Below are 23,259 nucleotides of genomic sequence, written 5' to 3'. Positions count from 1 at the left end.
CAAGAAGAAAGCAAGTTACAGGCCAGAATGGTGGAAACGGCGCAGCATGGCGTACTCGTCCAGCATCTTCTGCTCCTGGCGCTGGGCTTTCTGCTGCTCGCGTCCCGCTTGCTTGGCCAGCAGCAACTCCACCGCCTTGCGCCGCTGCTGGGCGGCCAGCCACTCCTCGCGGCGCAGCTCCAGCGCCTGGCGTACCTGCAGCACCCCTTCGTACTGCTGGGTAGCCGCCTGCTCGAGCTTGTTGATGAAGGCGTGATACTGGCTGTTCTGCTGAGCACCGATGCCCTGCAGGCCGCGGTCGGTCCACTGCTGGTGGTAGATCTGGCGGTACTGGTTGAGCGCGTCCTGCTGCTCCATGAAGATTTTCAGATCCTGCTGGGCCTTGGCCAACGCCAGCGCCGCCTGCTGTTCGGCCTCCACCAGCCGCTCCGACAACATTACCAAGCCTTTACTCATGGGCACGCCTCCCTCTTATCTTCTCGTCAACGCATCAGCGGCATGGCCACCAACTGCAGGGCCTGCAGGCCCGCATCGTAATGAATGACCTCGCGCATGCCTTGCTGCAAGAACTGATCCAGATAGGGTTTCTGGATGATGGCGCGGTCAATGCGGGGGTCGGAGCCCTGGCTGTAGGCACCGATGGTGATGAGGTCACGGTTCTGTTGGTAGAGGGAGTAGAACTGCTTGAGGGTGCGCGCCAGCTCCATGTGTTCCGGCGAGGTCACCATGGGCATCACCCGGCTGATGGATTTTTCGATGTCGATGGCCGGGTAGTGGCCCGCATCGGCCAGCTCCCGCGACAGCACTATGTGGCCGTCGAGGATGGCCCGCGCCGCGTCGGCGATGGGATCCTGCAGATCGTCCCCTTCCGTCAGCACGGTGAAGAATGCCGTGATCGAGCCCTGGCCGTCGCTGCCGTTGCCGGCCCGCTCCACCAGTGCCGGCAATTTGGCGAACACTGAGGGCGGATAGCCCTTGGTGGCCGGTGGCTCGCCCACCGCCAGGGCGATCTCGCGCTGGGCCTGGGCGTAACGGGTGAGCGAGTCCATCAGCAGCAACACGTTGAGCCCCTGATCGCGGAAATACTCGGCGATGGCCAGCGCCGTCTCACACCCCTTGAGCCGCATCAGCGGCGAGGCATCGGCCGGCGCCGCCACCACCACGGAGCGGGCACGCCCCTCCTCCCCCAGGATCTCCTCGATAAACTCCTTCACCTCGCGGCCCCGTTCGCCGATGAGCCCGACCACCACCACGTCGGCCACCGAGCCACGGGTCATCATGCCGAGCAGCACGGATTTGCCGACGCCGGAGCCGGCGAACAGCCCCATCCGCTGGCCCTGCCCCACGGTCAGCACGGCGTTGATGGCGCGCACCCCCACGTCCATCGGTTGATGGATCGGGCGGCGGGAGAGCGGGTTGATGCGGTGCTGGGCAAACTGCACCGTCTGGGAAGAGAGGATGGGGCCGAGCCCGTCCAGCGGCTGGCCGATGCCGTCGATGACCCGCCCCAGCAGGTTCATGCCGACCGGGATGCCGTGCTCCTCGGTGATGGGCACCACCCGGGCACCCGGAATGACCCCCTTGAGCTGCTCGCTCGGCATCAGAAACAGCCGATCGCCGGAGAAGCCGACCACTTCGGCCTCCAGCGAGCCGTCCTGGGTATCGATGCGACAGAGCGCTCCGATGGCGGCGCGGCAGCCGATGGCTTCGAGGGTCAGCCCCACCACCCGGGTCAGCTTGCCGGCCACCGGCGGTTTGGGGGCGATATCGCGAACCCGATACCCTTGCAACCGATTGAGTAACGAGCCGCTCATCCGGCCTCCTGAGATATGATGTTGAATGGGTAGAGAACGCAGACAGGCCGCACCCTGGCGGCCCGCACGCCCTTAGCCGCGGACATCCTGCGATGCATTGTCGCGCAGGAAGTTGCGCAGCAGCTGATCGATGCGCCCCGCGAGGGTCAGATCGATGCTGGAGAGTTCGGTGGCCAGTTGCAGATCGCCGGGGGAGAGGGTGGGATCGCTTTGCAGCCGCCAGTGGCGCTTGGCGCACTCCTCGGCGCCGAACGCCTGCTCGACCCGGGCCAGATCGTCCGGGTGCAGCATCAGAGTGACCCCCAGTTCGGCGGCCGGCAACAGCGCCAGCCCCTGCTTGAGCGCTTCGAGCAACAGCCGGGGCGAGGTTTCAGCCTCGTAACGGATGAGCGCGCGGGCCAACTGCATCACCAGAGCGATGAGCTGCTGCTCCACCGCGCCGTCCAGCTCCTTGAGCGGGTTGGCGAGGCGATCGATGAGCCCCTGCCAGTGGCTCATCTGCTGATCCACCAGCTCGCGGCCGAGGGCCAGCCCCTCCTCCTTGCCCTGCTCCAGCCCGGCGGCATGGCCCTGCTGCAGACCTTCCAGCTTGCCCTCTTCGAGCCCCTTGGCATAACCGGCTTCACGCCCCTCGGCCATTCCCTCTTCCCAGGCGGCCTGGCGAATTGCTTCAAGCTCCTCGGCAGTGATGCTGGGGGCCGGCTCCTCCACCGGTTCTTCGACCGGGGCCTCTTCTTCCTGCCGATACCAGTCCGGCGTCAGCCCGAGGGCATTGGTCTCGACTTCGGCCTCGACCTCCATCTCGGGCCAGCCCCAGGTCTGGACCTGGCTCTCATCCCCGTCGGGTCTGACATAACCGCGCAGCTTGTTGTTGTTCATCTGTCTGCCGCACTCCTCGCCATAACGCTGCCCGCTCTGCTATTCACGCCGACGTGACCGCTCATCAGAGGAACTCCTCGCCGCCACCGGCACCCAGCATGATCTCGCCGGCATCCGCCAGACGGCGGGCGATGGAGAGGATCTCCTTCTGGGCCGCTTCCACTTCGGAGACCCGGATCGGCCCCATGGCCTCCAGATCGTCCGCCAGCATCTCGGCGGCCCGTTTGGACATGTTCTTGAATACCTTCTCGCGCATCTGATCGTCGGAGCCCTTGAGCGCCCGTTGCAACAGATCGCCCGGCACTTCCCGCAGCATGGTCTGGATGCCGCGATCGTCCACATCGATGAGGTTTTCGAACACGAACATCAAATCCTGGATCTGCTGGCTCATCTCTTCGTCCGACTCGCGGATGGAGTCCATCAGCTGTCCTTCGATGTTGGTGTCGAGGTAGTTCATGATGTTGGCTGCCGCCTTCAGGCCGCCCATCTTGGCTGCCTGGGCACCCGCCGCACCGGCGAACTGTTTCTCCATGATGTCGTTGAGCTCTTGCAGCGCCGCCGGTTGCACCTCTTCCAGGTTGGCAATACGCATCACCAGATCGAGACGCACCTGTTCCGGGAACTGGCTCAGGATCTCGGCCGACTGTTCCGGCTCCAGATACGAAAGGACGATGGTCTGGATCTGCGGGTGTTCGTTCTGGATGATGCTGGCCACCTGGCGGGCATCCATCCACTTGAGCGAGTCGAGGCCGCGGGCACCTGAACCCAGGATGATCTGGTCCACCAGGTTGCTGGCCTTGTCTTCGCCAAGGGCCGCCACCAGCGCCTTGCGCACGAAGTCTTCGCTGCCGATACCGATGTTGGTGTACTTCTGGATGTCGTCGATGAATTGACGGTGGACCGCCGCCACCCGGTCGTGACTGAAATCCGACATGGAGGCCATCGACATGCCGAGCCGCTGCACCTGCTTGGGCTCGAGATGGCGGAAGATCTGGGCGGCATCCTCTTCGTTGAGGCTCAGCATCAATACCGCCGCCATCTCCATCCCGCTCATCTGATCCAGGATCTGGCGCTGACTGTCGGTGATGTCATTGCCGGTGACCTGTGTCTTGTTTTCGTCAGCCATCTTTGTTCGCTACCCATTCTTTAATGACCTGTGCGGCCAGATCCGGTTCGTTCGCCACCAGCGCACGTACCGCCTTGAGCAAGTCCTCGTCACGGTGCAGATCCGGCAGTTTCAGATGGCCATCACGTACCCCGAACACCGGCTCGGATTCAGCCTGAGCCGCCAGCAGGCTGAGCTCGTCATCCCCACCCAAGACGGTGTGGTTGTCGAAGTCCAGTTCCCCTTCCGGCTTGGCATCCGGATAGAGCAGGCGCTTGAGCATGGGCCGCACCACGGTGACGATCAACACTATGATGACCAGCACGGAGGCGGCGATGCGCACCGCACGCCAGAACCAGGGCTGCTCGTAGAGCGGCGCTTCGGCCACGCTCTCGAGCTCGGGCCGGTTGAACGGGATGGCGACCACCTCCAGAGTATCACCACGGGTCACATCAAAGCCAAGGCCACCGCTCAGCAGACGGCGCAGGGTATCGAGTTCGGGCTGGGTACGAGGCTCGCGGGTCACCTTGCCATCGGCAGCGGTAGACGCCTTGTAATCCACCGCCACCGAGACGGTCATGCGGCGAATGCCACCCATCTGGCGCCGGATATGGCTGACGGTGGTATCCAGTTCGAAGTTGCGGGTCGCCTCCTTGCGGGAGCGGCCGGAAGAGGAGGCGGTCGTTTCGGCATTGGGGCCGGTCGCCTGCTGCGGAATGTTGGAGGCGGCAGGCGGCTGGTTGGAGAGGGCGCCGGGCACGCCGCCGTTGCTGCCGTTGGCGCTGTTCTCTTCCATGGTCATTTCGGAGCGCACCGCCGGCAAGTCCGGGTTGTAGGTCTTGCGGGTCTGCTCCTGCTGGGAGAAGTCGAGGGAGAGATCGACCTCCGCCGTATAATTGTCGGCGCCGAGCACCGGGATCAGGATGGCGTCAATTTTTTGTTTGTATTCCAGCTCCTGCTTCTGCTGCATCGCAAACTCCTTGCGAGTCTGGGCAGAGACGGGATCCTGGGAGCCGGAGTTGAGCAGGCGGCCGTTCTGGTCGGTCACGGTGACGCGGGTCGGCTCCAGACCGTGCACCGCGGAGGCGACCATGTCGACGATGGAGTCCACTTCCCCCTGGCCGAGGGCATTGCCCTTGAGGCTCAGCACCACGGTCGCGCTGGGTTTGCGTTCGTTGCGGGCAAACACGTTGTCTTTGGGGATGGCCAGCAGCACCTGGGCCTTGGCCACGTTCTGGAACTGCTCGATGGCGCTGGCCAGCTGACGCTCGCGGCTCAGCTTGAGGCGCTCGCTCTCCATGCGCTGGCTGACACCGAAGCTGGAATCTTTGAGCAGGATGTCTTCCCCGTCACTGGTGGTGTCGGTGGCGTTGGCCAGGCCGGCACGGGTCAGCGCCAGCCGGATGCTGGAGTAGTTCTCGGCACTGACCAGCACGCTCTTGCCATCCACCTGATAGGGGATCTTCTGCTGATCGAGGTAGTCGAGGGTCTTGACCAGCTCCTGGGTGGTGTAGGTGCCAAGGGGCCGCATGTCCGGCTCCTTGCCCCACAGCAGGATGAAAACGGCGATCGCCAGACAGATGGCCAACCCCAGGATCAGGGTGATCTGACGCAGCACATCCGTGTTGGACAGAAAGCCGAGTGCTGAACTCTTCTGCTCATTCTCATCGAGGGCGGCACTGCCCTCATCGTTCATCAGCAGTTCGCCGTTTTGGTCATTAGCCACGATTTATGTCCTTATTGCTGACATGTTCATGATGTTCAGTTGCCATGGTGAGCGCGCTTATACCGGCATATTCATGATGGTCTTGTAGGCATCAACCATCTTGTTGCGTACCTGCACCGTCGCCTCGAAGGCGATGGAGGATTTCTGCCCGGCGATCATCACCTCGGACAAGTCAACCGAGTTGTCGCCCATGTCGAAACGGGTACGCAGATCGTTGGCGGCCCCCTGCAACTCGTTGACGTTGCCAAGGGCCTGTTGCAGCAACTGGCCAAAGTCGGACGTGACCTGGCGGCCGGGCTGGGTCAGCGGCGTGGCGCCGGCTTCGACCTTGAGAGCCTGCATCTCTTGCATCAGGCTGCTTGCACTAATTTCCATATTCCATCCCCAGACAAATCATTGACGCTGTCAGGGTGTAAGCAATTAGGGTGCCAACAAGTAGAAAACCACCAGGCAAGCGGGATGAGAGGGGGCAAGCAGCCCGTAACAGGCGATGCGAGGGCAGATTATTTGCGAAGTAGCAGGCCTTCCCGTCAGCCAGCAAGATGCGGGCCGACGGAAAAGGCCGGAAAGCGGGTGACTAGCGGGTCAGATCCTTGTCCACCCAGTACTTGGAGCCAGAGATGTTGGCATCGAGCAGCAAGCCTTTCTCGCCGATCTGGTAGATGGCCATGCCGCCGTTGTACTTGGCGCTGAACTCGGCGCTCTCCTTGCCCGCCACGGCCCCCATCTCGGAGGTGGCCTCCCAGCCTTGGCTCACGAAGGCATCGAACCTGGCCTTGTCTTCAAACAGGATCACCTGCTGGTAGAACTTGCCACCGAGCCCGGCCGCGAGCCCGGCACCGAACATCTTCATGTAGGTGTGCTTGCCGCTGGTGCGGTTGACCGCCACCCCGGCCCCCTGGTTGGTGTGCAGCATCAGGGAGAACTTGCGCGAGTCGAACACCGCATAGCCATAAGCCTTGTCAAACAACAGCTTGGCCGAGGGTTGCTGGTTGAACAGCCGCACCAGGGCGGTGTCGGCCATGGTATCGAGGGCAAGCCGCGCCTCGTCGGCCGTCTTGGGCTCGAGCATCTCGTCGAGCTTCTTGTCGGCCACCGTGAGCCACTCCTTGCCGGTGGCCACGCTCTTGTCGGTCCAGGCGCCGGCGGTGTTGAACGCCTCCGAGCCCCACTGGGAAACCGATGCCCAGGTCGCCTTGGAGAAGTCGGTAACGCTCTGCCACGCCTCCTTGCTGGTGTCGCTCACCGCGCTGCCGAGCTCGCTCGCGGCCGCCTTCACCTTGGCCCAGTCAGCCAGGCTGGGGGCCGACGCCAGCGCCATGGTCGTTGCTATCACCAGGAATCGAATCTTCATGCTGTGCTCCACCCTTTGTGATGAGTTGATGGTCACAGTAGCAGATCTGGCCTAAGCCGGATAAGCCCAAGGGCACGAGGCGGGTCAATCAGTGACGCTCGTCATGATGGGCTCCATCCCATTGACGGCCTCGACGGGGCAAAGCCCGCCGCAGCTCTCACTCTATCTCGGGCAGAGTCGCAACAGGGCAAAACGAGGCAGCGCAAGCCATGACACCAGGCCCGCAGCCTAGCTGGCGGCGGGCTCTCGGTATTGCTGATGGATGGCGCGAAACGCCTCCTTGTTGCACAGCGCCGCGGCGACGCAGGCGGGGTCGAACTGGCTGCCGGCGTGGGTTTCGAGGTAGGCAAAGGCCGCTTCGAACGTCCAGGCCTGCTTGTAGGGCCGCTCGCTGGTGAGTGCATCGAACACGTCGGCCACCGCGACGATGCGTGCCTCCAGCGGGATCGCCTCCCCCGCCAATCCTTCCGGATAACCCTGTCCATCGAAGCGCTCGTGGTGGTAGGCGATGATGTTCTTGAGCATGTCGGTGTGATGGATGCCGTCGAGGCCAAACTCGCTGATCATCAGGGCGATCATCTCCCGCCCCTTGAGCGGGTGGATCTTCATCACCCCGTACTCCTCTGGCGTCAGTTTGCCGGGTTTGAGCAAGATGGCGTCGGGCACCGCAATCTTGCCGATGTCGTGCAGCTCGGAGAAGAGATAGATGAACTCCACCTCTTCGTCGTTCAAGGGATAACGGGTGGCCACGGCGCGGGCGATGAGCCGTGAATAGGCCGACATCCGGTGCAGGTGATTGGCAGTCTCTTCATCCCGGTAGCGGCTGAACTCCCGCGCCGTGGTAAGCGCGCCGCTCAGGGTCTGAATCGAGAAAAACTCCACCGCGATGATGGCCGCCAGGATCTGGGCGTATGCCGCCAGTTCACCGCGGATGGCGGGGTCGAAGTAACCAGGCTCCCTGGCATCGCAAAACAGAAAACCGAACAGCTTGCTGTTGAACAACAGCGGCTCGGTGTAGCTGGATTCATAACCGGCCGCCAGCAGCTTGCGGCTGTGCTCGGAGGGGGAGCCCAGCAGCGAATCCAGCGTGTCGAGCACGCGGGGCTGTTTATGTTCGGCCAGATAGCGCAGGGAGGGGACGTCGCTCAGCTTGACCTCGTACTGCACCAGCGGGGAACTTCCCTCGGTGCTGTGGGCGAAGGTCTTGAGCCTGTCCGTGTGCTGGTCATAAATCGCGATGGCAACCCGGCTCAACTTGTCAAACCGCTGCCTGAGCGTGGCGTGCACGTTCTGCATTCTCTCGCCAAATGAGCTATCCATCCCGTCCTTCCTTCCAGTCTGCCTGCAGGGAGTATAGTGACACCCGTCTTCCCGCTCTCGCAAAATTGAGTTGAAACTCAACAGCCAGCGAACTGACGGGGCAAGGGTGCCGCCATCGGCCCGTATCGGCTCAAAACGGGCCGGCCTTGGCACAATCCTGCCTCGCCGGAGATATTGTTCGATTCCGCCGTGCCGGCTGTATAGTTTTTGGTTAGCCATTCCGGTAAAATCCGCGCCCTAAAACTAGAGCCACCTAAGAGTGATTGAGCGATGTCCAACACAAAACAGGCCCCCAAAGTAGGATTCGTCTCCTTGGGTTGCCCCAAAAATCTGGTCGATTCCGAGCGCATCCTGACCCAGCTGCGTACCGAAGGGTACGACGTGGTGCCCAGCTATGACGATGCGGAAGTGGTGGTGGTCAACACCTGCGGCTTCATCGACAGCGCGGTACAGGAGTCCCTGGAAGCCATCGGCGAGGCCCTGGCCGAGAACGGCAAGGTGATCGTCACCGGCTGCCTCGGTGCCAAAGAGAACCAGATCCGCGAGATCCACCCCAAGGTGCTCGAGATCACCGGCCCCCACGCCTATGAAGAGGTGCTGGGCCACGTGCACAAGTACGTCGAGAAGCCGACCCACAACCCCTTCACCAGCCTGGTGCCGGCTCAGGGCGTCAAGCTGACCCCCCGCCACTACGCCTATCTGAAGATTTCCGAAGGCTGCAACCACCGCTGCACCTTCTGCATCATCCCCTCCATGCGCGGGGATCTGGTGAGCCGTCCCATCGGCGAAGTGCTGGCCGAGGCCAAGCGTCTGAAAGAGGCCGGCGTGAAAGAGATCCTGGTGATCTCCCAGGACACCTCCGCCTACGGCGTGGACGTCAAGCACCGCACCGGTTTCTACGACGGCATGCCGGTCAAGACCAGCATGGTGGCCCTGTGCGAAGAGCTGGCCAAGCTCGGCATGTGGGTGCGCCTGCACTACGTCTACCCGTACCCGCACGTGGATGACGTCATCCCGCTGATGCGCGACGGCAAGGTACTGCCCTACCTCGACATCCCGTTGCAACACGCCAGCCCGCGCATCCTCAAGCTGATGAAGCGCCCGGGCACCGTCGAGCGCACCCTGGAGCGGATCCAGAAGTGGCGCGAGATCTGCCCCGAGATCACCCTGCGTTCCACCTTCATCGTCGGCTTCCCCGGCGAAACCGAAGAAGAGTTCCAGATGCTGCTGGACTTCATCGACAAGGCGGAGCTGGATCGGGTCGGCTGCTTCAAATACAGCCCGGTCGAAGGCGCCAAGGCCAACGAGCTGCCGGATCCGGTGCCGGAAGAAGTGCAGGAAGAGCGCTTCCAGCGCTTCATGGAGCTGCAGCAGCAGGTCTCCATCCGCAAGCTGGCCCGCAAGGTCGGCAAGGAGATGCTGGTACTGATCGACGAGGTGGACGAAGAGGGCGCCACTGGCCGCTCCGCCGCCGATGCCCCCGAAATCGACGGCCTGGTCTACCTGAACGGTGAAACCGGCCTCAAGCCCGGCGACATGGTCAAGGTCCGCATCGATGAAGCGGACGAGTACGACCTGTGGGCCAGTCTCATCGACTGATCCCCGACAAGCGCCAACAAAAAAGCCAGTCAGTGACCCTGACTGGCTTTTTTGTTGGTGCCTGCGCCGCCCGCTTCGGGTGCGACAGGCATAAAAAAAACCTGCTCCGAAGAGCAGGTTTTTACCTAACGGGATGGGAGTCAGGTCGCTCAGGCGACCCGGCCCTTGCCCTGGATCACATCACCCCAGGCCGACTGCACCAGGCTGTTGGCCTGGCTGTCGAGCCGGTTGAGCAGGCCCATGTCGCCCGCTTCGGGGGCGAAGCTGCTCATGGCCTGGATCAGCTTGTCCACCGCCTGATGGGAGAGCGCGCTGTAGCTGCGCTCGCCGTCAGCCTGCTGCTCGCCAAGCCCGATCACCAGCTGGGCCCGGTTGTCGGCGAAGTAGTTGCTGAAGGTGGCACTGCCCAGCTGCTCGAACTTGCCCTGCTCGCTGGTGCCGTCGGTGTGACGGTTGACCAGCAATTGCAGATCGTAGCCGCTGCGCTTGAACCAGAGATCCCGCCAGCTGACGTCGTTGAAGACGATGAAGTCCTCCTTACCGATGTCCTGCACCAGGTTCTCTATCACGGCGCCACTGAACACGAAGCTGTCGACGCCGGTGCCACCGCTGAACTGGTTCTGGTAACCGCCCAGCACCAGCAGGTCATCGCCGGCGCCGCCATCGAGCTGGCTGAACTTGGCGACCTGATCGGAGATCAACCGATCCTGGCCGTCACCACCCAGAATGGTGGCGTGATAGCCCATCAGCTTGACCTGGTTGTTGCCATGTTCGGCCAGCAGGCGGTTGTGATTGCCAAACACCATGGCAAAGTCGTCGCCCTCACCGAGCCGGATCTGGTTGTGATGACCTATGGTCACCGTGAAATCCTGATCCGCGCCGGCATCGATCTGGTTGTAGTTGCCGGAGGTCACCAGATAATCCTGGCCGGCGCCCCCTTCCACTATGCCCTCTTCTCCGAAGATGAAGGCCTGATCGTTGCCCTCCCCCATGAAGGCACGGTTGACACGACCGGCCAGCACGGCGACATCGTCACCCTGCCCGCCGAACATCATGTTCTCCCGACCCATCATGATCCCGGTGTCCTGACCGGCACCGCCGGTGAAGATGTTGGAGGTCCCGGTGGCGTAGAAGACATCGTCTCCGCGGCCACCCCAGAAGTTGTTGTTGTCGCCGAGGTAGGCCCCCAGATCCTTGCCGTCTCCCCCCCAGTTGAAGTTGTAGTTGCCAAGGGAGACATGCATGTCGCCATCCCCCTGCAGGTGACCACTGTTGCGCAGGAAGTCGAAGGTCTGCTCCTTCATGTTGAGCAGGTCCGCCGTCAGGTTCTGCTTGAGGTTGCTGGCCAGCGCCACCACCTCCGCCTGCTTGTCCCGGTTGAACAGGGTGGCAAACAGGTTGGGCAGACTCAGCGCATTGAAGCCGAAGGCACGCTCCTCGGTGGCGGCCGGCAGCGCCGCCGGCTTGGCGTCGTTACCCTGCTGCACCGTCAAGGCAGCGGACTTGGCCTCCTCGGGAGCCTCGTCCTGCAGGCCGTGGCTGCGGGCAAAGCTGCTGAGGGCATCCTCCCCCAGATCCAGCCCGGCCTTGAGCTGCTCGACCCACTTGGCCGGATCGGTCAGGCTCTTGAGCTGATCGCCACCAAACTCGGCGATGACACCCAGCATCTCCTGCAACATAGCCGGCGCATCGATGGCCGCCCCATCGCGGGCCACCAGCTCACCACGAGCGTTGTAATCCACGCCGAAGATGTCCGCCAGCGTGGTATCGGCGCCCACCCCTGCCAGGCGACCCAGCAACCGGTTCTGCAGCTGACGCGGCAGATCGGTCGGGGTGAAGGTAAAGGTGGTTTTCGCCTGCCCGCTGGCGGTGAACTCCTGGGTCATCAGCCCGAACAGGGAACCCAAGTTGGTGTCCAGGATCGCCTGGATATTGTCACCGAACACGAAGTTCCAGTTGCCCGTGGTGACCTGGATATCGGCCCCCTGACCGGCCACGGCAAAGTTGAAGACCAGCTTCTCGTTGGCCTGGCGCAGCTTGTCCGCTCGGCTCAACGGTCCCTGTTCGCCCTGGCCGCCGCCCGAGATCCGCTTGTTGAACTCCTTGTTGAGGGTTGCCTCCAGATCGCTCTTGAGCCCGCGGCTGCTGCGCTCATGGTCGCTGTCCAGACGCGTGAGCGAGCCGTACTCGACGCTGCTGGTCTGATCCAGACCGGCCATGTCGGCCACGAACTTGTTGGCACCAGCCAGGGTCCACTGATCCCACTGGCTGGCCACCCAATCCGGCTTGGCACCGTCACCGGCGATCGGCTGGAGGGCGCCGGCAATGCGGGCCGCCCCGCCAAACGGGTTGACCAGCGGCGGAGTGGGGATGGATTTTTCCAGCATCACGATGAGATCGTTGCTGCGCCCCAGGTTGAAGCTGACGTTGCGTTGCCCCACGAACAGCTGGGCCCCTTCCAGCGCCCGGTAGCCGGCGATGTCGACGCTGTGTTTGCTGTCGCCATCCCCGATGTGCACCATGACGTTGTTGTCACCGAAGGCCAGCGACTTCATGCCGCCCGTGCCCACTTTGACCCCCAGGTTGGTGGTCCCCCAGTTGAGGGCGGTAAACTCGCCATCCCCCACGTTGACCTGGATGTTGCCCGAGTAGCTGACCGCATTGTCGGCCTGGCTCGAGGCCGTTTCCGGCTGACGTTGTTTGTTGGGTGCGACGAAGGTCTCGTCATTGTCGGCGATAGTGCCACGGACGCGACTCTCGCCGTCACCCTCGCCCACCTTGGCCAGCACGATATCCCCTTCAGCCACACCGCCGCGCACCAGTTCGTTGTGCACCACAGGTTCGCCAGCGTCATCCAGGGTCAGCACCACCTTGTTGGCAGCCACCTTGCGGGCCCAGACATCGGCCTCATCGCGGGTATGCTTGCGCCCGCCCTGATCGACCGCCACTTCACTGCTGCGGGCCGAGACCTGGGTACGGATCCCTTCGCCATCCAGCGCCTGGATGAAGCGGCGGGCAAAGCCGGTCTGCAGGTCGTCGCTCACCAGGGAGCAACCTACCAGACTGATGTGGCTCGGCTTGGTGGTCACGCCAGCCTCTTGCTGCAGGCGATCGCCCAGGCGGCGCAGATGCCCGGCCAGCTCGTCGGCGCTGTAGCCGCTGAGACGGCTGTTGTTCTGCCCGTCCGCATCGCGGCCATGCCCCACCACCTGCCAGCGGATATTGCCGGCCAGTTGCGCAGGGTCGCCATACACCACCCGATAGTTGCCATCCGCATCCAGCTGTACCACCAGACTGCGGTCGGGGTGCTTGCCGGCCAGGCTGGCCGCGGCCTTGGCGGCCACCAGATCATCTTCGGTCTGGATGATGATCTGGCTGGTGAAGCGGGTCTCACCCCCTTCACTGCCCGGCGCCACCTCAGGTCGCTGCCACTGCTCGACCCGCTGGTTGCGAACCGGCTGATCCGCGCCATCCAGCGCCGCCGGCGTGCGGCTCAACAAGCCGCCAACAATCTGCTCGGCGTACTGACCCATCAGGCGGTTGCTGGCCAGATGGCCATAGAAGGTCTGTTCACCGCTGACCTGATAACCGGCCACCGCCAGCTTGGCCCGCAGTTTTTCTCCTTCACTGCCGAGCCCCTCGTTGTCGGTCAGCAACATGATGGGCGTGCTCTTGGGCAGGCCGTCGAGGTTTTTCTCCACCGAGAAACGGCCGTTGATCGCCTTGGCGATCGCCCCCACCAGACCACCCGGGTTGGGCAGCTCGTTGGCCGTGATAGCCTTGCTCATGCTGGGCATGGGGCGATCGAGCAGCAGCCCGCCCACCGGCTTGCCCTGCTCGGCGGCATAACGGGCCAGATCGGCGGCAATGGGGCCGCCCATGGAGTAGCCGTGGATCAGGATCTTGCCAGGCGCCACCCCACGCTCTTCCACCAGATAGCGGAACATGGTGCGGGCATCCTGGTAGACCCCCTGCTCGCTGGGTCCACCATCGCTGGTCCCATAACCACGCAAGTTGACCGCCAGCATGTCGACACCCTGCTTCTGATAGTGGCTGCGAACCGCATCGGCCTGCTCCTCGGCGGAAGAACCCGAACCGTGCAGGAACAGCACCACCTCGGGCTTGCCATCCTGCGGCGTCCCTGGCCGCTCGGCCCCCTTGTGCAGGTAACCAGACAGACGGCCGGCATCCCCTTGCAGGGTCACCTGCTCGGCCTCGCCCTTGCTCACCGCATGGTCGAGCAGTTGGCGGGTGATGTCGCCCACCTGGCGCCGCTCATCGCGGGTACCGTAGAGGTTGTCATTGAGGAAGCGGGTCAGCGGATTGAGTGGCTGCTTGTCCAGCGGGGCCGAACCATCGTTCGCCACGGAGACGGGTTTGCCGGAGCCTGCTGGCAGCTCGCCATCGGCAAGCGTATCGCCCTTGCGTGGCGTGCCAAGAGCGACCAGCTCATCGAGCTGCGCCGTATAGGCATGCTGCTGATAGAACTCGAGAGTACGGCCGAAGGCACCATCGAGTGCAGCCTGTACCGACGCCTTGCTGTCTTCGCCAGCCAGATCGACCAGATCCCGGTAGTTGGCGGTATAGCTTTCCAGCACCTGCTTGCGCGCATCCCCGCTCTCCTGCAGCGCCCGATAGACCGCCAGACTCTCGTTCACCGAGTGACCACCATCGAATACCAGGAAGGCAAGGGTGTTGAGGTAAGCCTGGCTTGGGGAGTAAGCAGGATCTTTGGCCGCCAGATAGTTGTTCAGGTGGACCATGATGTTGGTCGAGCCGGAAGCGCCTGTCACCACGGACAGCCCCTTGTCCAGCGCATTGCGCTCAAAGGTGGTCTCCTTGCCCGGTGTCAGGATGCGGCCATCCGCCACGCTGCGCCCGTTCAGGAAATCCTCGTACTTGTCACCACCGGGCTGGTAGTGCAGACCGGTGCCATAGTCGCTGGTGGTACGGCCAGGCAGGTCGACCTGCAACAGACCGTCCTTGGCCGAAGCAACCTCGGTACTGGTCGAGCGCGCCTTGGTGATGACGCTGCCGTAGAAGCGATCGCCCTCTCTCTTCCAGTTGGCCGTGTCCATCCCGAGCTCGGGGTGGGTGGCCATCTTCACCGCCAGGAAGGGGACCTTGATGACATCGAAACCGTTGTCGACCCGGGTCATCATCTGCTTGAAGTTGGCAAAGGTAGGCTCGGCCAGGAACTCGGTCAGACTGGGCACCCGGCTGAACCAGGGGCGGGTGTCTTTCTTGATGGCCTCGGCGAATGCCGCCATTTTCTTGTCGATGCGCTGGGTGCGGGTGGCCTCATCCAGTTGCAGTGTCTGGATCCAGTCATCAAACTCCTTCACCAGCTTGGATCCCAGCTGTGCCGAGGTATCGAGCGCGGCCTGCGATGGGGCCGTCACCAGCCCATGAGCGATCTCCGAATCGAAACGACGGCCAAACAGGTTGTCGATGTACTGGCCGGTCGCCTTGCTGCGCTGGGCATCTGCCAGCAGGGATTGGGCCAGCACCTGCAACTGCGGATAATCCCCCAACGTCTTGCTGGCAGTTTCAAACAGGGCGATGGTGCGCGGCCCCCGCACGTCGCCCGACAGCCAGAGGGACTTGATCTCTGCGGCCAGCTGACGGGTTTGCGGCGTGTCGAACTGGCTCAGATGGTGCGCAAATGCGATCAGACTGTCATGCTCGGTGCGCGGCGCCTGTCGCTCGGCGCGGGAGTTGGTCTCGGTCAGCGACCGGATGCCAAGCTCGCTCACCTTGGCGATGTCGGTGGCGCTGAGCTCGCCCACGGCACCGATAATCCGGCCGATGCCATCGAACACCAGTTGATCTTCAAAACGGGCGGCATGCTCCGGCGGCAAGGCCAGTCCGTACACGCCAGCGCTCTTGGCTCGGGAGGCAAACGTGTGGCTCAGCAAGGATGCCGCTTCGAAACGCAGCGCCTTCACTTGCTCGCCGCGTCGGGCAAACTCTTTCGGGTCACGCGTCTGCCACTGGGTCAGGCTCTGTTCCAGCAGCCCCAGATTCGCCTCCGATGGTTGCTGTTGCACCCGTACCACGGCCTCACGCACCGCCTTGAGGCGCTCGCTTGGCAGATCGATGGAGAGCTTGCCAAGCTGGCGACGGGTGGAGTCAATGAAGCCATTGTCTCCGCTCTTGAGCAGCTGGAAGGCAAAACCGGCGGTCTCGGGAACGGCGACGGCCGGTCCTCGCACCGGGTGGTCCAGCGGGGCCGTATCGGCATTCGCCACGCCCGGGCTCTGGTCTCCCGGTTTGTGGCCGCCCAGGGCCTGCAGTCCGCTCGTCACCTCTGCTTGATGCTCGGCGGTGAGCTGGCTCCATGCCTCGGCATGGTTGGCCATCACCCACTCGGCCTTGTGGTTGGCAGAGGCCACCTTCTTGGCATTCTTGACCGGTGGCAGCCCCTGGCGCTCCCGATAGGCCTGATACCAGCTGTCGAAGTCCGCGCTCTGTTCGACCAGATTGTTGACTGCCGCCACTATGGTGCGACGACTGACCGGGTCGAACTGGTCGAGGGTCTTCACCTCCACCCTGGCGGTCGATTCCGACTTCGGCACAAACTGGCTCAGCTCGTTCGGTACCTGGCGGAACTCGAACAGGATGGCCAGCTCGGGGTGCTTGCTGTCCCCCGTGGTCGCATTGTTGATGCCATGCCCGGCCACCTCGCCACCAAACTTGAAGTAGTCATAGATGTTCTGTGCCAGCGCCGGCGAATAGGCCGACTTGAGGGTCGCCAGGATCTGCTCGGACACCAGCTTGCGGTCATGGGCACTGAGCAGGGCCAACATGGCCACCGGCTTGGTTCTTGGCAAGATTTCCCAGGCATTCTTGACCTTGGGATCGGTCAACCCCTGGGCGTTGGGCGTGATCCCCTCGGCCAGCGGATCCCAGTCATTGATGTGAATGCCGTATTCCCGGGCCAGATCGGCCGTCTTGCCATAAATGGAAGTGAGGTAGGCAAACACATTCTGTGCGGTGGCCGCATCTTCCCACTGCACATTGGCCGTGTTGGACAGCAACAGCTCCTTCAGCTCGGGGTGATACCAGGGAGCGGACTCCAGCAGCCGGATCTCCTGGGAAGAGCCGCTACCAAACGCCTTGGCGCTGACTGCCACGGTTGCCTGCTGGCCGCTCGGCGTCATGCCGATAGTCTGCCCCTGACCGTCACGGGCGGCGCCATTGCCGGCAGCGATCACGTGGTTGGCATTGGAGATGACCAGGGTGAAACGGCCATCCTCGCTCACGAGATCGGACAGTCTGGTATGATTGGTCTGGCTGATGTGCTGGGTGAACTCTCTGGCAAGCCAGAGCATGGCCTCCTTGCGTGCTTCCACCGCCTGCTGATCCTGCATCTCGCTTGGATAGGTCACCAGCTCGATGGTATGGGTCTGCCACTGGTTGATCCCTTTGACATCGCTGATCCCGGCGGGATTGGTGTACCCCCCCTGGTTCATGTCCTTGGTCAGCATGAACAGCGGGTTGCCTGCTGCATCGTGCACATAGCCAAACTTCTGTGCCGAGTTCTTCGGCAACGCCACCACCAGCCCAGTCAGCTCGTTCTCGATGCCGATGGAAGAGCCGTCGAAGTGGCTGCTGAACTCAGGCACGGCCTTGCTGCCCGTGCGGGGGCCATGCAGACCGGTGAGATCCACGGCCGCCTTGGCCAGTACCTCATGCTGCTGCACCGGTTTGGTCGCCGTGGCTGTCGCCTGCGCCTCCTGCTGCACCTCGGTCGGTGTTGGGGTCGGCGTTGGAGTCGGGGCTATCGGTCGTGCCACTGGTTGACGGGAACCAGCATTGACCTGCAGCCGGTTGACCGCCGCCAGCGCTCCGTCGAGGGCGGACTGCTCCTGCTCGCTCAGTCCGGTGGCGGTGTCGATGGCCGAAGGCGGAACCTCATCAGGAGCCGACAAGGTACCGACAGCGGGCACATCCAGCTCGCCGGTCTGCAACAGGGGCTGCCCGGCTGCCGTCGACGGGTCGGACTGAACGCCCTGGCGGGTCGGCTTGTCGCCGCTTTGCTTGAGGCTCGCCGCATTCTGTTTGGCCTGGTTGGCCTGCAAGCCGGCCTGACTGGCCGCCTGCTCGCCGGCGAGCTGTGCCTGGCTGGCACTCGCTTCGCCCTGCTGCTGCCGCGATGTCGCCTCTCCCTGGCGAGCCAGCGCGTCGAGACGGCGCTGTTCTGCCTGCGCAGCCCTGTGCTGGCCCGCCGCCTCGGCGTCACCCTGCAGCTGTTCGCTGCGCTGCTGACCCGTTTTGGACTTGGCCAGCGCGCTGTCTAGCTGCTGGTGCTGCGCCTCATGGCGAGATCTGGCCTCTGCGATCGCCGTGCCGGCCGTGTTGCCGGCATCGTCCAGATCTTCCTGGACCGTGCTCAGCAGGCGGTCGGCAAAGCCGGTGCGCCAGTGCTGGCCGGACGGCTCGCTCGCCGCGTCGGATGCTCTGACCTGCTCGAAGCGGCGCGCCAGCGTATCGAGCTGCGCCGTCATGTCGCGAGATTCTGCCTCGATGGCGGCACGCTGATCCTGGCCATTTTGCGCCAGCTTCTGCTGATCGGTGGCCTCCAGCTGGGCCTGGGTGCCGGCAATGGCGGCCAGCTGCTGCCCCTTCTCCTGCTCCAGCCGCTGCTTGTCGGCCTCGGCACTCGCCTGATCCCCTCTCGCCCGGGCCGCGTTGTCGTCTTGCGCCAGCTGGGCGCTGACTTGGCCGATCTCGGCCTTACCAGAGGCGGTGGCCACCACGTTGTCGAGCAGGTAGCCAAGGCCGTTGCTCTCACCGATACCGCGGAACGCCAGGGTGTTGCGACCCTCGCGGGCCATCAGCGTCAGCGCCTTGCTCTGCCAGCTGCTGGCGTCACCTTCACTGGCAAACACCCGCTCGCCGTTCCACAGCACCTCGATGCCGTGTTGCAGGGAAATATTCGCCCGGCGGGCAAAATCAAATGTCAGGTTGACGGTCTCGCCCGCCTTGAGGCCGGCAAGATCCTGGGAAATCTGGGTATTGCGGTCAGTCGACAGTTCACTGACCCGGGCACCGTGCCCGTCGGCAGCCAGCCCGTAGGTGGCGGCGGAAAAATCGGCTTCAATGCCGGCGCTGGCATGCTGCCAACCGTGGGCGCCCCGCTCGAAATCGCCGTTGACGATGAGGTTCTCACCCCCTCGGGCCAATCCCTGCTCATCGAGCTGCAGCGCCCTGTCCATGGCCTGCTCGTCGCGCTCGCCGGCCTGGCTTACCTTGCCGGTCAGACTGCCGGCCAGGGAAGATTTCACCTCGCCAATCTCGTCCAGCCCAAAGCCGCTGAGTCCCTGCACCTCGCACAGGCTGGCCGCTTGCGGGGCCTTGAGCGGGCCCTCTTCGTCCCCCTGCACCAGATAGTTGATGGCCTGGTTGCCCGCGCTGCCGAGCAGGGTCTGCTTGATGTTGTCAAACAGGGTGCCGAGCTTGTTGCTGCTGGTGTTGCTGCTGGCGATGGCCAGGCTGTAGAAATCGCCGTTGCCGATCTTGATGGCCACGTTGTGACGGGCATAGGCCGCCGTGATGTCCAGCCCGTCGCCGATCTGGACGTTGGCATTGCCCTTGCCCTTCATGACCGCGACGTTGAGGCCGTCTCCCACCTTGGTGTTGAGGTTGTAGTCACCCCACGCCAGGTTGATGGAGGTGCCATCGCCCACCTTGACGTTGTTGTTGAACTTGCCATAGGCGGCCGTCACGCTCAGACCGTCCCCTACCGTGGTGGTCTGGTTGATCTCCCCCTTGGCGAGGGTGACCTGGATGCCGTCCCCCACCCGGGTGACGATGTTGGCCTTGCCGAGCAGCGCCTGATAACCATCGCCCTCCCCGACCTGAGTCACTATGTTCGCATCGCCCTTGGCCAGCACGACCTGACGGCCATCCCCCACCTTGGTGATGACGTTGGCCTTGCCCCAGGCGCCGGTGTAGCCGTCGCCGTTGCCGACCTGGGTGACCAGGTTGGCCTCCCCTTGCAGCACGGCCACTTCCCGGCCATCCCCCACCTTGGTCAGCACGTTGGCGCGGCCCTTGGCGAAGCTGTAACGATCGCCGTTGCCGACCTGGGTCAGCAGATTGACGTCGCCCCAGGCGCCCTGTACTACCAGCCCGTCACCCACCTTGGTGATGAGGTTGGCGCGCCCCTTGGCCAGACCGATGGTGCTGCCGGCCCCGACGTGGGTCATCACGTTGCCCACCTCGGAGATGAGCAGACCCACCGTGGTGCCGTCACCGATCTTGGTCAGCAGGTTGCCCTTGCCCCACAGCACGCCGGCAGTGGTGCCATTACCCACGTGGGTCAGCACGTTGGCATCGGCCTTGGCGATGGCGCCGAGGAAGTCATCCCCCACCTTGGTGATGATGTTTGCCTTGCCCAGCGCCAGCACACCGGTCAGACCGCTGCCGACATGGGTCACTATGTTGGCCTTGCCGAACAGGGCTGCCAGCGTGGTGCCGTTGCCCACCTTGGTCATCACGTTCAGCTCGCCGGCAAACAACCCCAGGCTGGTGCCGTTGCCGATGTGGCTGTAGACGTTGGCCTTGCCGATCATCAGCGCGGCTGTCAGGCCATCCCCCACCTTGGTGAACAGGTTGGCCTGCCCCAGCATGGCGGCGAAGGTCTCGCCAGCACCGACGTGGGTGAAGACGTTGGCATTGCCCACCATGGCGGCCAGCGTCATGCCATTGCCCACCTTGGTCGCCAGGTTGCCCTGGGCCAGCATCAGCGCCACGGTCAGGCCGTCACCGATATGGGTGAAGACGTTGGCCTTGGCCACCATCAGCGCCAGTGCATTGCCATCGCCGACCTTGGTGAAGACGTTGGCCACCCCGCCCATCAGGGCCCAGGCATCGCCTTGGCCTATCTGGGTAAACAGGTTGCCGGCGCCGATCATGGCGGCAATCGCCGTGCCGTCGCCCACCTTGGTAAACAGGTTGCCGGCGGCCCCCATCACGCCCAGGGTGTCGCCGTTGCCGACATGGGTCAGCACGTTGGCGCCCCCCAGCATCACCGCAGAGAGATCGCCATCGCCGACCCGGGTCAGCACGTTGGCAGCCCCCAGCAGCAGCGCCTGGGTATCCCCCTGACCAATCTGGGTCAACACGTTGGCGCCGCCCCCCAGAATGGCCTGCACCTTGCCGTTGCCCTTCTTGGTCAGCACGTTGGCACCGCCCAGCAACACGGCGCGGGTATCGGCAGCCTCATCACCCTGGGTGATGTGAGTCAGCACGTTGGCGCCGCCCAGCAGACCGGCCGTCAGTTGGCCCGCACCGAACTTGGTCAGCACGTTGGCGCCGCCCACCGACAGAGCATCGAGCCGGCCGTTGCCGACCTGGGTCAGCAGGTTGAAACCACCCCCCGCCAGCCACAGGCCCTGGCCATCGCCCAGCTGGGTATGGGTGTTGTAACCGCCCAGCATGACCACCTGGCTGTCGCCACGGCCCTGCTGCACCGAGATGTTGCCATAGGCCAGCAGACGAGCCAGGTACTCGCCGTCACCGCTGCGCACCAGCACGTTGGCCGCACCGGCCGCATAGACATCCATTCGCCCCTGGGCACCCTGATGAACCAGCACGTTGGCCAGGCCCGCCCCACGGAACACCAGATCGCCGCGCTGACCGCGCTTGATCAGCACGTTGGCCGCACCGGCACCGTTGAAGTGGATGTTGCCTTCGGTCACATCGGACTCGATGACGTTGCCGCCACCGGCGCCGTCAAAGAAGATGTCGCCCTTGCTCTTGCCGCCACTTTGCTGGCGGGGCAGCAACAGCTGGCTGGAGAACTCGCGGGTGGCCGGCAGTCGATCCGACACGGCCGTGACGGTATCGAGCTGATAGCGCACCTCGCTCAGGGAGTACGCCCCTGTCCCCATGGAGGTGAAGCCGGTACGCTCCGAAATGACCTGATTGGCCAGCCCCGCCAGGTGGTTGCCCTCCTTGTACCAGGCCTTGGCGAGGTACTTGAGCGCCCCGGTCTCCCGATCATTGGCCAGCTCCACCACCACTATCTTGGTGTAGGGACCAAGCTGCTTGGCAAACACATAGGTATTGGCCTGTACCCGGGATTTCACCGCGTTCACGTCAACCTTGGTGCCATCCCGATAAACGGCGTAGCCGCTCATCTTGGCGCTGGAGAGCGTCACGTCGGCAGCCGACACGTTCACCCCGCCACCGTAGTTGATCCAGCTGTTCTCGGTCAGATCCGCTTCCACCGCCTCCAGCTTGATGCGCTGACGTCGTTCGAACACCAGATCGCTCAGCCGATAGGCGCCGTCGGTTTGCGTCGAGACGAAGCCGTTGCCCGCATCAATTTGACGACCGGCCAAGCCATCGAGGTGGTTTCCCTCCTTGTACCAGGAGGTGGCGTGATAGCGCAGGGCACCATTCGCGCTATCGTTGGAGAGCTCTACCCGGTTGATCTTGGTGTACATGCCGTCAAAGAAGGCAAACAGGTAGGTATTGGGCTGCAGGCTGGACTTGATGGCCGTGACGGCCTGGGACTGGTTGATCCAGCTGCCGCCCATGGTGGCGGTGGTCAATGCGATCTCGTCGGCACGGGCGCCGGCGAAGGGGGAGCTGTCGCTGTCCGAGCCCTTGCGGGAGAGATGGTTGTAACCCCCCGCCCCCTTGAAGTGGATGTTGCCCTCGGCCACGTCCGACAGCAGCCGGTTGTAGCCGCCAGCCCCGTTGAAGCGGATGTCGCCACGGGTCTGCAGGTACTCATCCTGCTCGTTGCGCAAACGGGAGAGCTCGTTCCAGCCGCCGGCCCCGTTGAAGCTGATATCCCCCTCGCGCCCCTTGCGAAACACCTTGTTGTAGGCACCGGCGCCGTTCAGGGTGACGTTGCCGGACTCCACCTGGGAGCTGATGATGTTGGCCGCACCGGCCCCCGAGAAGTGGATGTTGCCCTGCGAGCCCTGATACTGGCTGTGCCAGGTGCGGTCCAGCTTGTTGGCCGCCCCGGCGCCGCTGTAGCTCAGATCGCCGCGGTCGGTCTGGTGCCAGAGCTTGTTGTAGCCGCCGGCCCCCTCGAAGCTGACGTTGCCGCTGATCCCCTTGCGGGTCAGGAAGTTGGCCAGCGCGGCCCCCTGATAGCGGATGTCGCCGTCGCGCCCCTGATGATCGATGTTGGTGGCGCCGCTGGCGCCGGCGAAATGGACATTGCCGGACTGGGACTTGCTGATGTCGGCATAGCCCGCCGCCCCCTTGACGGTCAGGTTGCCGGAGTCGTCAACCACCTTGAGGTAGGCGGCACCGCCATAGACGCTGTCGTTGCCCGTACCGGTGTAGACGGTGGCGCCGATGGAACCGACCCTGATGGTGTCGTCACCACCATAGGCATGGATGACGCCACCGAGGGGCGTTGTTTCCCAAATCAGAGTGACCTGAATTGAACTTATGGTTGAGACGGTGATCTGATCACCAAATCCCTCTT

10 protein-coding genes are annotated in these 23,259 nt (G+C 63.6%); 1 reads left to right on the top strand and 9 read right to left on the bottom strand.

Annotation, left to right across the window (positions count from 1 at the left end; genetic code table 11):
- Positions 1 to 15 precede the first annotated feature (15 nt).
- The 8 genes from fliJ to PG899_RS07345 all read right to left on the bottom strand — a co-directional run bounded on the left by fliJ (position 16) and on the right by PG899_RS07345 (position 8,198).
- On the bottom strand, positions 16 to 456 hold the full coding sequence (gene fliJ, locus PG899_RS07380) for a flagellar export protein FliJ (protein WP_011705276.1): 441 nt from the start codon (positions 454 to 456) through the stop codon (positions 16 to 18).
- Between the two features lie 26 nt (positions 457 to 482).
- Complete coding sequence (gene fliI, locus PG899_RS07375) at positions 483 to 1,814, bottom strand: flagellar protein export ATPase FliI (RefSeq protein WP_011705275.1); 1,332 nt, start codon at positions 1,812 to 1,814, stop codon at positions 483 to 485.
- A gap of 72 nt (positions 1,815 to 1,886) precedes the next feature.
- Complete coding sequence (gene fliH / locus PG899_RS07370; protein ID WP_270697299.1) at positions 1,887 to 2,693, bottom strand: flagellar assembly protein FliH; 807 nt, start codon at positions 2,691 to 2,693, stop codon at positions 1,887 to 1,889.
- Between the two features lie 64 nt (positions 2,694 to 2,757).
- The gene (fliG, locus tag PG899_RS07365; RefSeq protein ID WP_011705273.1) at positions 2,758 to 3,819 is read right to left on the bottom strand and encodes a flagellar motor switch protein FliG; all 1,062 of its coding nucleotides are present in this window, start codon (positions 3,817 to 3,819) and stop codon (positions 2,758 to 2,760) included.
- Entirely contained in the window at positions 3,812 to 5,524 is a 1,713-nt protein-coding gene (gene fliF / locus PG899_RS07360) for a flagellar basal-body MS-ring/collar protein FliF (protein ID WP_016350050.1), read from the bottom strand. The genes fliG and fliF overlap by 8 nt, the downstream gene beginning before the upstream one ends.
- 57 nt (positions 5,525 to 5,581) lie before the next feature.
- Positions 5,582 to 5,899: a flagellar hook-basal body complex protein FliE gene (fliE, locus tag PG899_RS07355; protein ID WP_029301485.1), complete on the bottom strand. Its 318-nt coding sequence runs from the start codon at positions 5,897 to 5,899 to the stop codon at positions 5,582 to 5,584.
- Between the two features lie 202 nt (positions 5,900 to 6,101).
- Positions 6,102 to 6,878, bottom strand: a complete 777-nt coding sequence (gene befA / locus PG899_RS07350) for a beta cell expansion factor BefA (RefSeq protein ID WP_077096037.1) — start codon at positions 6,876 to 6,878, stop codon at positions 6,102 to 6,104.
- A 228-nt stretch (positions 6,879 to 7,106) separates the two neighbouring features.
- The gene (locus PG899_RS07345) at positions 7,107 to 8,198 is read right to left on the bottom strand and encodes an HD domain-containing phosphohydrolase (protein ID WP_179101393.1); all 1,092 of its coding nucleotides are present in this window, start codon (positions 8,196 to 8,198) and stop codon (positions 7,107 to 7,109) included.
- Positions 8,199 to 8,468: 270 nt separating this feature from the next.
- Here PG899_RS07345 and rimO point away from each other — a divergent pair, with 270 nt between their 5' ends.
- Complete coding sequence (gene rimO, locus PG899_RS07340; RefSeq protein ID WP_011705268.1) at positions 8,469 to 9,797, top strand: 30S ribosomal protein S12 methylthiotransferase RimO; 1,329 nt, start codon at positions 8,469 to 8,471, stop codon at positions 9,795 to 9,797.
- 149 nt (positions 9,798 to 9,946) lie between these two features.
- On the opposite strand, the gene rtxA is transcribed toward rimO, so the two are convergent.
- Positions 9,947 to 23,170: an MARTX multifunctional-autoprocessing repeats-in-toxin holotoxin RtxA gene (rtxA, locus tag PG899_RS07335; protein ID WP_423244485.1), complete on the bottom strand. Its 13,224-nt coding sequence runs from the start codon at positions 23,168 to 23,170 to the stop codon at positions 9,947 to 9,949.
- Positions 23,171 to 23,259: the final 89 nt, after the last annotated feature.

This window comes from Aeromonas sp. QDB39, assembly GCF_027707585.1.
GTDB classification, from domain to species: Bacteria; Pseudomonadota; Gammaproteobacteria; order Enterobacterales; family Aeromonadaceae; genus Aeromonas; species Aeromonas hydrophila.
Note: the sequence above shows the minus strand (reverse complement) of the source record. Positions and strands in the feature narration are given on the sequence as shown.

Coding starts and splice junctions, on each gene's coding strand:
- fliI (WP_011705275.1), bottom strand. CDS start 1,814: ATGAGCGGCTCGTTACTCAATCGGTTGCAAGGGTATCGGGTTCGCGAT.
- PG899_RS07345 (WP_179101393.1), bottom strand. CDS start 8,198: ATGGATAGCTCATTTGGCGAGAGAATGCAGAACGTGCACGCCACGCTC.
- befA (WP_077096037.1), bottom strand. CDS start 6,878: ATGAAGATTCGATTCCTGGTGATAGCAACGACCATGGCGCTGGCGTCG.
- fliJ (WP_011705276.1), bottom strand. CDS start 456: ATGAGTAAAGGCTTGGTAATGTTGTCGGAGCGGCTGGTGGAGGCCGAA.
- fliG (WP_011705273.1), bottom strand. CDS start 3,819: ATGGCTGACGAAAACAAGACACAGGTCACCGGCAATGACATCACCGAC.
- fliE (WP_029301485.1), bottom strand. CDS start 5,899: ATGGAAATTAGTGCAAGCAGCCTGATGCAAGAGATGCAGGCTCTCAAG.
- fliH (WP_270697299.1), bottom strand. CDS start 2,693: ATGAACAACAACAAGCTGCGCGGTTATGTCAGACCCGACGGGGATGAG.
- rimO (WP_011705268.1), top strand. CDS start 8,469: ATGTCCAACACAAAACAGGCCCCCAAAGTAGGATTCGTCTCCTTGGGT.